This window comes from Vibrio sp. D54, assembly GCF_021728075.1.
In the GTDB taxonomy this organism is placed as follows: Bacteria; Pseudomonadota; Gammaproteobacteria; order Enterobacterales; family Vibrionaceae; genus Vibrio; species Vibrio alginolyticus.
The window spans coordinates 98,883-111,960 of the sequence record NZ_JAKKCS010000011.1 but is presented as its reverse complement, the minus strand read 5'-3'; the positions used below and the strand labels follow the sequence as shown (position 1 = coordinate 111,960).

Sequence of the window (13,078 nt, the reverse complement as noted above, 5' to 3'; positions counted from 1 at the left end):
CATATCTGTACGCCTGCAAACCGTGACCGAATGCAGATTTATCCCCTCACCGAAGCCAGTTGAACAACATACCATCAACAAAAGCTCATTCCTTAGAGTCAGCTCTCGGTTTTCATCCACTCTTTGAAACGTTTCAAGTGTGGCTGGTTAGGGTCGCTTTTGACTCGAGTCTTGCTCAGCATGTAAGTTTCTCTGAAGGCTTCAAACCACAATTGAAGGCATTCCGCAGCTTTAGGCTCACCAGCTTGTTTTAAAACTAATGTCGCGACTTCGGCGGTTGAAAGATGCTGATCATTCTCGGAGCGGCGCATGATGTATTCAGACAGAGATTCCGGCTCAATGGAAAGCACAGGCAAAGATTTAAGAAAATCAGAACGACGGAATATCTTTCGTGCCTCACGCCAGCTACCATCAATAAAGATCAGCAACCATTTTTTGTTCTCGACATCTTCTTTTACCAATCGCCCTGGCTCTAGATCTTCAATTAAACGAGAGGGATCATCCACATAGTCTGCAGGAAATACAATCACCGGTTGGTAACTGTCATCCTGTAGTAGCGCTAGCATCTCTTCAGACGGTTCTGTTCGGTTCCATTGATACACGTAAGTCTCTTGAATCGTATCAGCGATTAGACGACCGGTATTACTTGGCTTAAACACTTCGTTTTCAGAAACAATCAACATACATGCAATATTGGCCTTGATGTTTGGCTGAAGGTCGCACAAACAGTGTTGCTCAGAAACCTGGCAATATTGGCAACGAACCACTTTACATCCACGCGCGTTGAAAGGCTTGGTTGAGATAGATTGTCGGTACTGATATAAACGGTGGAAAGCGTGAATTCTCATGGTAAGTAATGCCAAGTAAAAAGTAGAGCGCGATTCTACTGATATTATGGCTTCGCCTCAAGATAAGCCCATCAGCAGTGTGTTGAAATAATTTCACTCTTATCTCGGTCATAGATAAAGAAATAAATAAGGGAATGACAGTGACAGAAACGACATTTCAAGAACCCTCATGGCTCAGATTAGGCTTTTTCCTTGGCGTATTATTGCTTTGTGCCATTTGGGAAAACAAATTGCCTAGAAAAACACTGACCGCTTCGCGCAGGTTTCGCTGGGTCAATAACTTGTCATTGGTCGCTTTTAACAGCCTAGTTATTGCTTTAATCATGCCTATCGCCGCCTTTCAAGCTGCGGTCATAGCTCAGGAGCAACAATGGGGGCTGCTCAATATTCTGTCCCTCCCCGCTTGGTTAAATATTTTTCTAACCGTCATTTTGCTTGATTTCGTCATTTACGCTCAGCATGTTGTCTTTCATCATGTAAAGCCGCTGTGGAAGATTCACCGAATGCATCACGCCGATCTCGACATAGACGTCACTACAGGCGCACGCTTTCATCCCTTCGAAATAATCATTTCAGTGGGAGTAAAAATTGCAGCCGTGTTTATCTTAGGTGTTTCACCTATCGGAATTGTGGTATTTGAAATTGTGCTTAATGCGAGCGCGATGTTTAATCACAGTAATGCAAAACTGGCTTTATCCATAGACCAAAAACTGCGAAACGTCATCGTTACACCAGACATGCATCGCGTACACCATTCAGTGATAGTAAAAGAGACCCACTCAAACTTTGGTTTTTTCCTTTCAGTTTGGGACCGCTTTTTTGGGACATACCGAGCTCAGCCTAAGTTGGGTCATGATGATGTTGTTATTGGTGTGCCAGAAATTAGAGACGAAGAAGAGCAAAGATTAGATAAGCTTTTAACGCAGCCCTTTCGCTACAATAAAGAGAAGAAGTAATGGTTGAAAAAAATATTGTTGGATGAAGTATGTCAACAAAACGAATAGACCAAGCCTAAACCCCTGTTAAACACTACTTCATCCTCATGATGTGTAAGAACAGATTAGTTTTCTGCTAGCTGACGCTTTTTGTTTAGCTGAGTAATACCAACAAATAAACCAACAACACCAAGCACTGCACATGCCAAAGCATTGGTGTTCATTACTTGCTGTGCTTCTATTGAGCTGTATAGAAAAGCAAGGCTGAAGAAAGTGGTGGCAAAGCTCAAACCTGTCAGTACGCTGAAACCAGCAAAACTGGCCAAGTCTTTAAAATCGTTCATAACGAGTCCCTGTTTACAATCCTTAATCGAGTGTTGTGAAAATAATAATTAACGAAATATTTGGCGCGATTGACTATGTTTTCGCGCATTCCATAACCAGATAGATACCCCAAATGAGAACCCTAAAAACAGTGTCTTCATTTGTAGGGCGACGTTGTTATCCAATATTTCTAATGTATAGTGAGCGTGCGAACTAAAGATAACATTGGTTATAAGAATCAATAACATAACGACTAGGCCAGAGCGGCGATGCTTGACCAATAGATACGCTGCTAATAAGTCCAATAGTCCCAAAGCGCTCCAATACATATTCAACCAGCGTGGCGCAAAATCGTAAGGTAAAAAGCCACCAACAATGTTGTCATAAAGATGAACCACTCCGCCAACTGTCATAAAAAGGCATAAGAGAAACACGACGAATTTATCCATTACCGTTTCCTTATCTGAATGAATGAGCAAAGCATATAGAAGTCACTTAAACATTTGTAATCTCATCGCCATTTTTGAGATCGACAGTGCCATTATCAACACGATGAGAACAGTAACGGCTGCTCTACCTTCTTTATTTGCTTCTAGTAGAAGCATAGTGTTTGCTGTGGCGTTTCGCCCAAATCCGCCAATGCAATGACAGAATCCTCCTTTAAATCACGCCTTGGTTTATCAACTCTCGTACCTTTTCCAGCCCGCGCTGAAACACAGTATGTGCATTCGCGGGAAGGCCGCTCTCGACATCGTGCCAGAAGAACGCGAAATCATGTCCACCATCGTCTTGCGTATGAAACAGCCATGAATTAGCGAGGTCAGCACACTCACACAAAACAAAATGCCATACTTGATTTTGAAAGCCACTATCCCATGAGCATAAATATCGTGCGGAACGAACATGTGTGATACCAGACTCCTCAGCGAGCTCCCGCTTGGCTGCTATGATGTAACTTTCATCAAACACTTCAACAGTGCCCTTGACGAGCTGAACACCCGCCAACGGATGTTTAAAAAGTAGGATCTCTTGATTTTGATTACGTAGAACGACGGGCAAACTTTATCGATCACAAAACCACTCCTTATGCTTCAAGAAAAAGGCTTTAGCTTTCTCTGGATATAAAGAAATCGAGTGAAGTTGCTCTACACGCACCCACTTCAAATGGTACTGATTAACATCTGATTTTCTGATTTGCTCTGGCCCACTCCCTAGTTTCACTTTTAAGTTCCCTACATAAGAAAGAAAATAGGTTTCTAAGCGACCTTGATTTTCGAGTTCCAAAACTTTCTTAACCGAGCCAAGTTCTATTGAGGTTTCTTCCAGCGCTTCTCTTTTAGCAGCTTCAACAGGTTTCTCACCTGCTTCAACACTGCCGCCAGGGAAAACCCAATACTGTCTGTCGTTTCGAACGCGGTGGATAAGCAAAAGCTCTTGGTGATGATTAACTAGTATGAGGCTGGCTCTTTGTGATAACTGCATGATTCGTTCCTTTGAATTCTGGCGACATTCTAGTCAACGAGTCCCTCGAACAAAGCATTAACATCACGTTGTGATAACTAAACCCTTTAGAAATGAACGAGATGAGATGTACCTCACTCTTGCAATGCAAATAGGAGCTATTGAATGGGTAGCCGTAACAAAAAAGCAGAACCGAGGTTCTGCTTTTAGTCGGTAGAAACATCTCATTTACTTGGTCTGATGAAGCTCATACTTGTGCAGCATTGCTTGCTGGTGCCCAGCAATTTCCGCCACTTGCTCAGAACTCTCAACCATAGACTCAAGCTGCAGCTTTGTGCGTTCGCCAAGATCAGAAATATGTGTGATGGATTGAGATACATCTGCCGTCGCTCGTTCTTGTTCTTCTGTAGCAACTGAGATTTGCTCAACACGTTCTTGAATGTGCTTAACCGCGAGGTTGATATCAGAAAATGTCGATTTCACTTCATTGCTGGACTGTAGCGCGTGGGTCATTTCTTCTCTTGAATCATTAACTGCTTGACGCGAACGCTCTGCGGCAGTAATAAGCTCGCTCATCATTTCTCGGATGTTCGTAGTTTGTTGAGAGGTATCACTTGCAAGTTTGCGAACTTCATCAGCGACAACAGCAAATCCACGCCCTTGCTCACCAGCACGGGCAGCCTCTATTGCCGCGTTGAGAGCAAGCAAGTTGGTGTTGTCCGCGATCCCACTGATCATATCCACCATTTCACGAATCTGTTTAACACGCTGGTCTAGCTCTAACATTGACTGTTCATTTACATCCAAAGAGCTTTCTAATGACTCCAAACGTTCGCGGTTTTGTTCCACGACTTGAACCCCTTTTTCAGTGTGTTGGGTTGCAAGGAGCGAGTCCTGTGAAGATGCATTTGTCACCATTGCTATTTCACGAATAGAGGCTTCAAGCTGCGTTATGGTCGTGATCATACTCGACAACGCTTCATTTTGTGTTGCCAACCCATCACTTGTTTGTTCGGCTGCACTGTGACTTACTTCTGCCGTCTGATAAAGCGTTTCACAATTGCGCGTCACCGTTTGAATGGAGTCATGTGTGGAATCGATTACTTGATTCAACTTTCGTGCTACTTCTTTCAGCTCATAGGGGCCGACTTCTTCTGCCTTGTCACGAAAATCATGTTCGGTAAGTGCTGAAAGAGGCGTTAATACATTCCTTAACCCTCGGTTTGTCCATGACTTGAGACTAAACCAAGTAACTAGAATAATAAAAGAAATCACACACGCCGCAAACACGAGCACAACGCTCACCGATTCAATGGTCTCGTTGACCACCCGCTCTTTTTCATCGATCAACTGACCAGCGGTTTGGGAGATTTGATCAAGTAACCGCATGGTTTCATCCGCAAGCATCGAAGCCTGTTTAAACTCTGAACGTTGCAATTCCCCTTGTTCTAGTTTGGCGAGGATCAAACGCAGCACGCCCTTTTCACTAAAGCCTTGTTTCACCATCTCATATGGTGCGGTTAAGCTTGCATATTCACTTACTTCAGGATGGAAAGATTGGAAGTCTTCATAGGCGAGTTTAATACCTGCTATGCGATTTCGCATTTCTCGGTATTCTTTTTCGGCTTTGTTTAATTCTGAGTGCATCATCATGACTAAGAACGTACTTTCCATTGAGCTTGTAGAAGCAATGAAACGGTTAGCGGCATCGCTCGACTCAGGATTATCAGCACTAAGGAACGAACTGATTCGATTCATTTCCGGGCCGATAGAGCTAAGCCCATAGCGAAAACCACCAACAGCGGCATCAATATCCATTTGAATTTGTATCACCGAAGATTGCTTCAACAAAATGGACTGCGTGATGTTATGTAAACGCGCTAGTTTGGTGTCTAACTCCTCCGAGAGTTGCTGAGCTACACCAGACGCTTTCACAACCAAAGTTGTGCTTTGAGTTGCAAGAGAGTCGATTTGCTCTTTTATGAGAGGCAACTCTTTCGGCTCAGTAATCTGCATACCATGGTTGAGTAGCTTAACCATCTCCAATACATTCCTGGTTAACTTTGCGTTTGCCATCGCGATTGGTAATGCTTTTTGCGACAAGTCTTCAAATTGTTCCCCTACCTGTTCCATTCCTTTGAAACTTGAGACAGAAAGGGCTATAACAAGAGCAATGATAGTTAAAAATGTTGCACTGACAGCCTGAATCAGTGAAAGTGATGTGCGTGAGCGTTTTCGCTTTGCCATAATCAATTTTTATTCTTTCTTAAGGTTGAATCGGTTCTGCAGTGATTTCGTCACATTTGTGAGACAAAACCGTGATTTGCAGCCCATACTATGGATTGGTTATGACACTAATATTTCAGTTGTGAGTCATAGAGATGACAGGTGGTGATTTGCGTCGAGTATATTTTCCTTTGATAATCAGTGTGCTACTAAGCGCCTGCTCTTCTGGGCCTGAGCCTAGTGAGCAAGCACAGGTGACAACACCTACAAATCAGCTATTGTCGGACAACCCTGACTTGTTCGACTTTTACACAGAGTGGCACGGCACGCCTTATCGCTTAGGCGGGACACAGAAATCTGGAATTGATTGCTCAGCATTTGTACAAAAAGCGTTTGTTGAGGCTTATCAGCTCTCGTTACCAAGGACAACGAAGCAGCAATCAAAGCAAGGTGTGGAGTTAAGTTGGACGGATGCCAAGCAAGGGGATCTAGTGTTTTTTAAAACAAGACGTACAACTTATCATGTCGGAATTTACTTGGGTAACAAGCAGTTCATGCATGCATCGACGTCTAGAGGTGTGATTATTTCAAGAATCGACAACCCATACTGGGCATCTAAGTTTTGGCAAATAAGAAGAGTTACAATGTAACTCTTCTTACTCTTAACCGGACATTGCTGTAAGTTAAAACAATATCAGTCGTAAGTCGCAACAGCATTATCGAACAGATTTTTGACCAGAGCGATGTATTCATCAAGGAACGTGATCTGTTCATTGGTCGCTTTTTTATGCCATACCCCAGCCAATATCTCACCAAGATCTTCAACAACTGCATCAGCCTCTTTCAATAATTTGAAGCGTACGCTCGAGTGAAGTTCTGGATTTTGCTCAAAAATCGCCATGATGTTTGAAGCCACCATGTCGGTGACAACATCTTCGATGCTTTCGGATCCAGTGTCGCCAATTTCGGTCGTAAAAATATCTAGATTTAGAGACAAGTGCTCGATAAGAGCGAGATATCCATCGGTTTCTAAAACCACTGTTTTTCTCCGTTTATTGCAAGCCTTCGAAGCTGAAAGCAGAATAGTTTCAATAGTAAGACATGCCGAGAAAATTTCATTAACTTATTTCATATTAACAAACATTCACGAACCAACTGGATGATTTTCAAACAATTGAGCTTTGCTTCACTGAATTCGGATACAGGGTTTCTTCAAACCTTTTTATATTTCAGTCATTTTCATGCAAACAGGTTTGGTTACGACCATTTTCTTTTGCACGATACAGCGCAGCATCGGCACTCTTTAACCATTGAGTGTGAGTTTCAAAATAAGGCTTATACTCGCAAACACCAATACTTATCGTGTAATTAATCAAAAAATCTTCCACTTTCACGATCTCTTGCTCAATTCTTTTGCGCAAACGCTCTGCGAAATAGCAAGCTTGCTCCTGGTTTGTGTGAGGAAGTAGTACCGTAAACTCTTCACCACCAAAACGACCGCAGATGTCACTGCTCCTTGCTGTTTTTCTCAACAAGGCAGAGGTTCGACGAATGACTTCGTCCCCTGTCGGGTGACCATAAGTATCATTCACCTTCTTAAAGTGGTCGATATCGAATATTACTAATGAGCATGGTCCGTCGATAACTTTTAAGTGAGCAAACTCATCTTTCAATGATTGCTCCCAATAAGCGCGATTAAATAAACCTGTTAAACCATCTTTGCGACTGATTTCCGACAAATGTTGATTTGTTTCTTTCAAATGAATGCGATTTCTCGCAGTTTCAGAAACATCATTGACTTGAATCGCTATGTGGCTGACCTCTCCTGAAAGCCCAATTAACGGCGTGATCACGATATCTTGATACATAAAATCACTGCTGTTTGAAACCGGAGAAAAATTGTTGAACTTAAAAAGGTACGGTCGGTTTTCCCAGCTAGAAAAAGAACGAGTTTCCAGATCGGCGGCAGCTTTTATCTTGGTTTCTAGCCAAGTTCTTGGCAGCTCTTCAAAATGCTCAAATAAACATTCACCAAGAATTTCTTGTGATAGAACGCCACTGTATGACTGCATAAAACTGTTCCACACACACACTTTATACTCTTGATCCAAAACAATAAGCCCTGAATCCATCGTATCGAGAATTTGTGTGACCCAATGAAAGTCTGCTATGTCCAGCGTGATATCGGACATTAGATTAGCTCCATGATTTCATAGATTATTTCTACGGATGGCTTATCAATTAAAAACAGTACCTCGCACTCGAAATCGAGCGCTTCTGCCATGTAGGTGTATTCGATAGTAAAGAGCTCACCCAACTCGCCTTGCTCTTCACAATAAGGTGTTAAGGTATCCACAATGCCTGGCTGACGAAGTGAGAACTGCTTGTCGAGTTGATCGCCCAACGATGTGAGAAATGACGAAACCAGTAGGTTAGAGATATTCAAGATGATTTCATTATGAGGCGTAAACTCAAGGAGGTAACCTAATTTTTCCCCAATCTGATTGATATCCCTACCACGTAAACACACCAGTGCCTCTCCGTGAATACCACCACCGACAAACCTCTGCGCTACCGCAACGGAACTGTCACGCCCAACCACATCAACCAGTGTCATATGAAGCTCGCCGTAGGACAAAGGTCCAACATGAGGAACAGGAAGTTGGATGAACTCATGTAAATGGTCAGCCATAATCGCAGCCCCTTTACCAAGGGCAATGTTCGCAATTTCACGGAATTTGGCTAGTAAGGAAAGCTCTTCGCAACCCTGGTTTTTAGAATCAACCGAATGACTAGGTTTGAACGCATAATGCAGTCCTAATTGTTCGTATAGTGGTAGCACCTGCTCTTCTGTCAGAGGCTTAGCGATAAAAGCTTGAGCACCAAGATCGAGACAGCGCTGTTTTGCCTCTTGTTGAACATCTCCAGAAATAATGACGATTTTGGTCGGGTACTGACTAACAGGTAATGATTCGAGGACCTCAAAACCATCCATTATGGGCATCGTTAAATCGAGAAACAAAATATCGATATTTTGCTCAGCAAGAATATTAAGCGCCTCATAACCATCTTGCGCTTCAATAAGATGCAATGATGTATCTTGTACGATAGAACGCGCAATAAGCTTTCTTGCAACAGCTGAGTCATCACATATCAGTATTTTCATGCCACCAATGGAACTAACGTCAAAAAAATAATAATACCTGTTGTAAACGTTCATCTCCATATGCTAAGCCAACAAATCAGAGGCTTATAAGCGATTTGATTCACATTTATACAAATTGACTACACTAAGAGGAAGGTTTCTTTACTAAGTATGCTCAACATAGCGCCAACTCCCTGCTATTTATCCTAAACTATTGGTGGTCAAATAGATTCGCGAGGTTTTGTATGTGGCAAGCAATATCGCAACAGCTTTCTGATACTTTATTGTTCGATTACCAGATCACGGAAAAAGTAAGGCTGTCTGGTGGGGATATCAGTGAAAGCTACATGATCAATGATGGCGAGCAACGTTATTTTGTGAAAATTAACGATCGCGAGTTTTTGTCTAAATTTGAGGTAGAAGCTGAAAGCCTGCATCTTTTGCGTGAAACATCCACCCTATTTGTACCTGAGGTGGTATTGGTTGGTAAAACCAAAAATGCCTCATTCCTAATTCTTAACTACCTTCCAACGAAACCATTAGAAGATGGTCCCAACAGCTTTAAATTTGGGCAGCAATTAGCTCACCTACACCAGTGGGGCGAGCAAAAAGAGTTTGGTTTTGATACCGACAACTATCTCGGTTCGACTCTACAGCCCAACAAATGGCACAAGAAATGGTGTGTATTCTTTGCTGAGCAACGCATAGGTTGGCAATTACAGCTCCTTAAAGAAAAAGGCGTCACCTTGGTTGATATCGATGACTTTATCGATGTCGTAAAACAGCGGCTAGCAAACCATGCTCCGGAACCTTCTTTGTTGCATGGCGATTTATGGAATGGAAATGCGGCACTCACTGCATTCGGTCCTATCTGTTACGATCCTGCGTGCTATTGGGGGGACAGGGAGTGTGATATTGCGATGACAGAGCTTTTTGGTGGATTTCAACCAGAATTTTATCAAGGCTACGAATCGGTTATGCCACTTTCTTCAAGCTATGAGGAACGTAAAGATATCTATAACCTTTACCATGTTCTCAACCATTGTAATTTGTTTGGCGGCCATTACTTGGAACAGGCTCAACTGGTTATTAATAAAATCATTTCTTATTAATTTGGAAGCCACTGCATATTTCAAGATGTAAAATCTCGAGGCACATCACTACAGAAAATCACCCTAAGCTCAAGGTTGAGTTTGGGGTCAAGTTTTGTACTTATTTCGACTCAATTAGCAACAACTCGACCTAATATCAAAGGAGACTTAACTTTGGATTGTGCCTATTTTCCTTGTAGGCAAAGTAAGTAAAGGGCTGTGCTTCCTTGATGAATAGTGTGTTTAAAAGCCCTGCGAGATTAGGAGTTGTTGTATGAAAAATTATACCGAAAGGTATGTAAAGTGCCCGCATTGCGGACACTCTATCGGCATTACATTGGATGCAAGTAATGGTGACCAAGAGTTTTATGATGATTGCCCAGCTTGTTGCCACGCTATCCACCTAAATATGCGAGTGGATGAGTTACAAGATAAGGTCGAACTATTTATCGATGACAATTACGAATAACAGCTCGAGCATGTGAACATCAGAAATATAAAAACGCTTAAATGAAAAAGGAGCACTAGGCTCCTTTTTCTCATTCTAAAGCTGTTTTGCTGCAAGAACGCGCTCAACAGTATCAACAATTGCTTGAGTCTGAGGATCAAACTCAATATTAACACGCTCCCCTACTTGTCTCACTCCGAAAAGCGTTCGCTGCAAGGTTTCTGGAATTAGGTGTACCGAAAAACGACACGCTTCAACTTCACCAATAGTTAGCGAGCAGCCATCTAAACCAATGTAACCTTTCGCTAATACATATTTCATTGATTCTTGCGGCAGTTGGAACCAAATCGTGCGGTTATTGGGCGTATCGATGATATCGACAATATCTGCCGTCAAACTAATATGACCAGACATGCTATGCCCGCCTATTTCGTCACCAAACTTAGCCGCGCGCTCAATGTTTACGCTATCCCCTTCCACCAGCCGACCTAAATTAGTAAGAGCCAATGTCGCTTGCATTAAATCAAAACTGATAAGGTTGCCTTCGATCTTAGTCACAGTTAGACAACATCCGTTGTGTGCAACGGATGCACCAATTTCTAACCCTTTACAAAGTTCATCGCTTAACTCGACAACGTGCGTTTGAAAGCGTTCTTTTTTATCAATTTTAACGACCTTCGCCGTACCCTGAACTATTCCTGTAAACATTTCTTTTTACCTATTGATTTAATACCAACTGTAGTCGAAGACTAAGCCCTAAACACTGCGCTACGGGCTGGAAATAAAGACCGCAGACGATAAAGCCATGGCTCAATGAACACTGGTTTGTTCTCATGCATGTTTCAACATTACCATGATTCGCTGCTGTTCTCAGTAAAAGCGTATCCTTAGCGTAGAGAGCTTCCAGTCAGTGTTATCGACTATTCACTACCTAGCTATGGAATATAAACATACAATTGTTTATCATTTGCGCGGAGTTTCTCCGAGGCATTTTTTCACCTTATCGTGACTAAAATCAACCATCAGATCCGTTCACCACATCTTTTGCCCTCGAGTACTCTCATTCTTTCAACTTATTGTTCCGCTCTGGAGTATTTTTCGTGCATCGCTATAAAGAAGAAGCATCAAGTCTTATCAAATTGGCGACCCCGGTATTGATCGCATCTGTCGCTCAAACTGGTATGGGGTTTGTTGATACCGTAATGGCTGGCGGCGTTAGCGCCACCGACATGGCTGCGGTTTCTGTCGCTTCAAGTATTTGGCTACCATCCATTTTGTTTGGGGTGGGTTTATTAATGGCATTGGTTCCTGTTGTCGCACAGTTAAATGGCTCTGGTCGTCGAGTGAAAATCCCGTTTGAAATTCAGCAAGGCGTCGTTTTGGCATTGCTGATCAGTGTGCCGATAATTGCAGTCCTGCTTCAAACCCAGTTTATTCTCGGGCTGATGGATGTTGAAGCACTGATGGCTGAAAAAACGGTGGGATACATTCATGCCGTTATATTAGCAGTACCCGCTTTTTTACTTTTCCAAACGCTTAGAAGCTTTACGGATGGTATGTCATTGACGAAACCGGCAATGGTTATTGGCTTTATCGGTTTGCTGCTCAACATTCCTCTAAACTGGATTTTCGTGTACGGCAAGTTTGGTGCACCTGAATTAGGCGGTGTTGGCTGTGGTGTAGCAACCACGATTGTTTACTGGGTCATGTTTGCCATGCTATTGCTGTATGTGATGACATCAGAGCGATTGAAAAGCATCAACCTATTTGGAGAATGGCATCGCCCACAATGGAAAGCGCAAGTTCGTCTATTCAAGCTCGGCTTTCCTGTTGCAGCAGCGCTGTTTTTTGAAGTGACACTGTTTGCTGTTGTTGCACTGCTCGTTTCACCACTGGGTCCTATCATTGTGGCAGCGCATCAAGTCGCGATTAACTTCTCCTCGTTGGTATTTATGCTACCAATGAGTATTGGTGCAGCAGTAAGCATTCGTGTCGGCCATCGACTTGGTGAAGAAAACGTAGATGGCGCGCGCGTAGCGTCACGAGTCGGCATTATGGTTGGTCTAGCTTTGTCCGTTCTCACAGCGATTCTAACCGTCTTGTCTCGCGAGTGGATCGCCGAGCTTTATACTAGCAACCCAGAGGTAATCACTCTAGCGATGCACCTGCTCGTGTTTGCCGCTGTTTATCAATGTACGGATGCGGTTCAAGTGATCGCAGCTGGTGCATTACGCGGCTATAAAGACATGCGAGCCATCTTCAACCGTACTTTTATTGCTTATTGGATTCTTGGCTTGCCAATTGGTTACGTCCTTGGCCGTACAGACTGGATTGTTGAGCCAATGGGAGCACAAGGCTTCTGGCTTGGTTTTATCATCGGCCTATCTTCTGCGGCCTTTATGTTAGGCGTCAGAATGCGTTGGATGCATCGCCAAGAGCCAGAAGTGCAATTGAACTTTTCAGTTCAATAAAAAGTAAAAAAAGCCAGCATCCGCTGGCTTTTTTGATCGAATAATCACACGGTTGAGTATACTTATAACAAGATTACGAAGCGGTTGATTTTGCTCTCTAGACAACGGATACGAAGTTATAAAAAAGGA

General features: G+C 42.9%; 14 protein-coding genes and 1 pseudogene. 5 read left to right on the top strand and 10 right to left on the bottom strand.

The features are described 5' to 3' along the window. Positions 1–98: 98 nt before the first annotated feature. Positions 99–848 carry a tRNA-uridine aminocarboxypropyltransferase gene (locus L3V37_RS15380; RefSeq protein ID WP_005389532.1) on the bottom strand — a complete coding sequence of 250 codons (750 nt, stop codon included), beginning with the start codon at positions 846–848 and terminating at the stop codon, positions 99–101. 140 nt (positions 849–988) lie between these two features. Between L3V37_RS15380 and L3V37_RS15375 the strand changes: the two genes are divergently transcribed. Then, positions 989–1,804, top strand: coding sequence for a sterol desaturase family protein (locus L3V37_RS15375; RefSeq protein WP_237306552.1), 816 nt, complete (start codon positions 989–991; stop codon positions 1,802–1,804). A 104-nt stretch (positions 1,805–1,908) separates the two neighbouring features. Here L3V37_RS15375 and L3V37_RS15370 read toward each other — a convergent pair whose 3' ends face one another. The 5 genes and pseudogenes from L3V37_RS15370 to L3V37_RS15350 all read right to left on the bottom strand — a co-directional run bounded on the left by L3V37_RS15370 (position 1,909) and on the right by L3V37_RS15350 (position 5,815). Beyond that, a complete protein-coding gene (locus tag L3V37_RS15370) occupies positions 1,909–2,127 on the bottom strand; it encodes a hypothetical protein (protein ID WP_005389537.1) in 219 nt (72 codons plus the stop codon). Between the two features lie 48 nt (positions 2,128–2,175). After that, the gene (locus L3V37_RS15365) at positions 2,176–2,556 is read right to left on the bottom strand and encodes a hypothetical protein (protein WP_005377611.1); all 381 of its coding nucleotides are present in this window, start codon (positions 2,554–2,556) and stop codon (positions 2,176–2,178) included. A 211-nt stretch (positions 2,557–2,767) separates the two neighbouring features. Further along, positions 2,768–3,180 (bottom strand): annotated as a pseudogene (locus L3V37_RS15360) (NUDIX domain-containing protein). Beyond that, positions 3,170–3,589: an NUDIX domain-containing protein gene (locus tag L3V37_RS15355; RefSeq protein WP_237306551.1), complete on the bottom strand. Its 420-nt coding sequence runs from the start codon at positions 3,587–3,589 to the stop codon at positions 3,170–3,172. The pseudogene L3V37_RS15360 and the gene L3V37_RS15355 overlap by 11 nt, the downstream one beginning before the upstream one ends. Positions 3,590–3,796: 207 nt before the next feature. Next, a complete protein-coding gene (locus tag L3V37_RS15350) occupies positions 3,797–5,815 on the bottom strand; it encodes a methyl-accepting chemotaxis protein (protein ID WP_237306550.1) in 2,019 nt (672 codons plus the stop codon). A gap of 134 nt (positions 5,816–5,949) precedes the next feature. On the opposite strand from L3V37_RS15350, the gene L3V37_RS15345 reads away from it, so the two are divergent. After that, entirely contained in the window at positions 5,950–6,444 is a 495-nt protein-coding gene (locus L3V37_RS15345) for an NlpC/P60 family protein (protein WP_198556802.1), read from the top strand. A 44-nt stretch (positions 6,445–6,488) separates the two neighbouring features. Here L3V37_RS15345 and L3V37_RS15340 read toward each other — a convergent pair whose 3' ends face one another. The 3 genes from L3V37_RS15340 to L3V37_RS15330 all read right to left on the bottom strand — a co-directional run bounded on the left by L3V37_RS15340 (position 6,489) and on the right by L3V37_RS15330 (position 8,960). Then, complete coding sequence (locus L3V37_RS15340) at positions 6,489–6,833, bottom strand: DUF3802 family protein (protein ID WP_005377620.1); 345 nt, start codon at positions 6,831–6,833, stop codon at positions 6,489–6,491. A gap of 190 nt (positions 6,834–7,023) precedes the next feature. Then, complete coding sequence (locus L3V37_RS15335) at positions 7,024–7,986, bottom strand: GGDEF domain-containing protein (protein ID WP_025766666.1); 963 nt, start codon at positions 7,984–7,986, stop codon at positions 7,024–7,026. Continuing rightward, positions 7,986–8,960: a response regulator gene (locus tag L3V37_RS15330; RefSeq protein ID WP_021033872.1), complete on the bottom strand. Its 975-nt coding sequence runs from the start codon at positions 8,958–8,960 to the stop codon at positions 7,986–7,988. Before L3V37_RS15330 ends, L3V37_RS15335 begins: the two co-directional genes overlap by 1 nt. Before the next feature lie 224 nt (positions 8,961–9,184). On the opposite strand from L3V37_RS15330, the gene L3V37_RS15325 reads away from it, so the two are divergent. Both L3V37_RS15325 and L3V37_RS15320 read left to right on the top strand, forming a co-directional pair. After that, positions 9,185–10,051: a fructosamine kinase family protein gene (locus tag L3V37_RS15325; RefSeq protein WP_005377623.1), complete on the top strand. Its 867-nt coding sequence runs from the start codon at positions 9,185–9,187 to the stop codon at positions 10,049–10,051. A 253-nt stretch (positions 10,052–10,304) separates the two neighbouring features. Continuing rightward, positions 10,305–10,499: a CPXCG motif-containing cysteine-rich protein gene (locus L3V37_RS15320; RefSeq protein ID WP_017634925.1), complete on the top strand. Its 195-nt coding sequence runs from the start codon at positions 10,305–10,307 to the stop codon at positions 10,497–10,499. A gap of 75 nt (positions 10,500–10,574) precedes the next feature. Here the strand turns inward: L3V37_RS15320 and L3V37_RS15315 are convergent, their stop codons facing one another. Beyond that, the gene (locus L3V37_RS15315) at positions 10,575–11,186 is read right to left on the bottom strand and encodes a riboflavin synthase (RefSeq protein WP_005377625.1); all 612 of its coding nucleotides are present in this window, start codon (positions 11,184–11,186) and stop codon (positions 10,575–10,577) included. Positions 11,187–11,578: 392 nt separating this feature from the next. Here L3V37_RS15315 and L3V37_RS15310 point away from each other — a divergent pair, with 392 nt between their 5' ends. Then, positions 11,579–12,949: an MATE family efflux transporter gene (locus L3V37_RS15310; RefSeq protein WP_005377626.1), complete on the top strand. Its 1,371-nt coding sequence runs from the start codon at positions 11,579–11,581 to the stop codon at positions 12,947–12,949. Positions 12,950–13,078 lie beyond the last annotated feature (129 nt).

What these genes read in the sequence shown, in the direction of transcription:
- L3V37_RS15380 (WP_005389532.1), bottom strand. Translation starts at nt 848, where the DNA reads ATGAGAATTCACGCTTTCCACCGTTTATATCAGTACCGACAATCTATC.
- L3V37_RS15370 (WP_005389537.1), bottom strand. Translation starts at nt 2,127, where the DNA reads ATGAACGATTTTAAAGACTTGGCCAGTTTTGCTGGTTTCAGCGTACTG.
- L3V37_RS15365 (WP_005377611.1), bottom strand. Translation starts at nt 2,556, where the DNA reads ATGGATAAATTCGTCGTGTTTCTCTTATGCCTTTTTATGACAGTTGGC.
- L3V37_RS15355 (WP_237306551.1), bottom strand. Translation starts at nt 3,589, where the DNA reads ATGCAGTTATCACAAAGAGCCAGCCTCATACTAGTTAATCATCACCAA.
- L3V37_RS15350 (WP_237306550.1), bottom strand. Translation starts at nt 5,815, where the DNA reads ATGGCAAAGCGAAAACGCTCACGCACATCACTTTCACTGATTCAGGCT.
- L3V37_RS15345 (WP_198556802.1), top strand. Translation starts at nt 5,950, where the DNA reads ATGACAGGTGGTGATTTGCGTCGAGTATATTTTCCTTTGATAATCAGT.
- L3V37_RS15335 (WP_025766666.1), bottom strand. Translation starts at nt 7,986, where the DNA reads ATGTCCGATATCACGCTGGACATAGCAGACTTTCATTGGGTCACACAA.
- L3V37_RS15330 (WP_021033872.1), bottom strand. Translation starts at nt 8,960, where the DNA reads ATGAAAATACTGATATGTGATGACTCAGCTGTTGCAAGAAAGCTTATT.
- L3V37_RS15325 (WP_005377623.1), top strand. Translation starts at nt 9,185, where the DNA reads ATGTGGCAAGCAATATCGCAACAGCTTTCTGATACTTTATTGTTCGAT.
- L3V37_RS15320 (WP_017634925.1), top strand. Translation starts at nt 10,305, where the DNA reads ATGAAAAATTATACCGAAAGGTATGTAAAGTGCCCGCATTGCGGACAC.
- L3V37_RS15315 (WP_005377625.1), bottom strand. Translation starts at nt 11,186, where the DNA reads ATGTTTACAGGAATAGTTCAGGGTACGGCGAAGGTCGTTAAAATTGAT.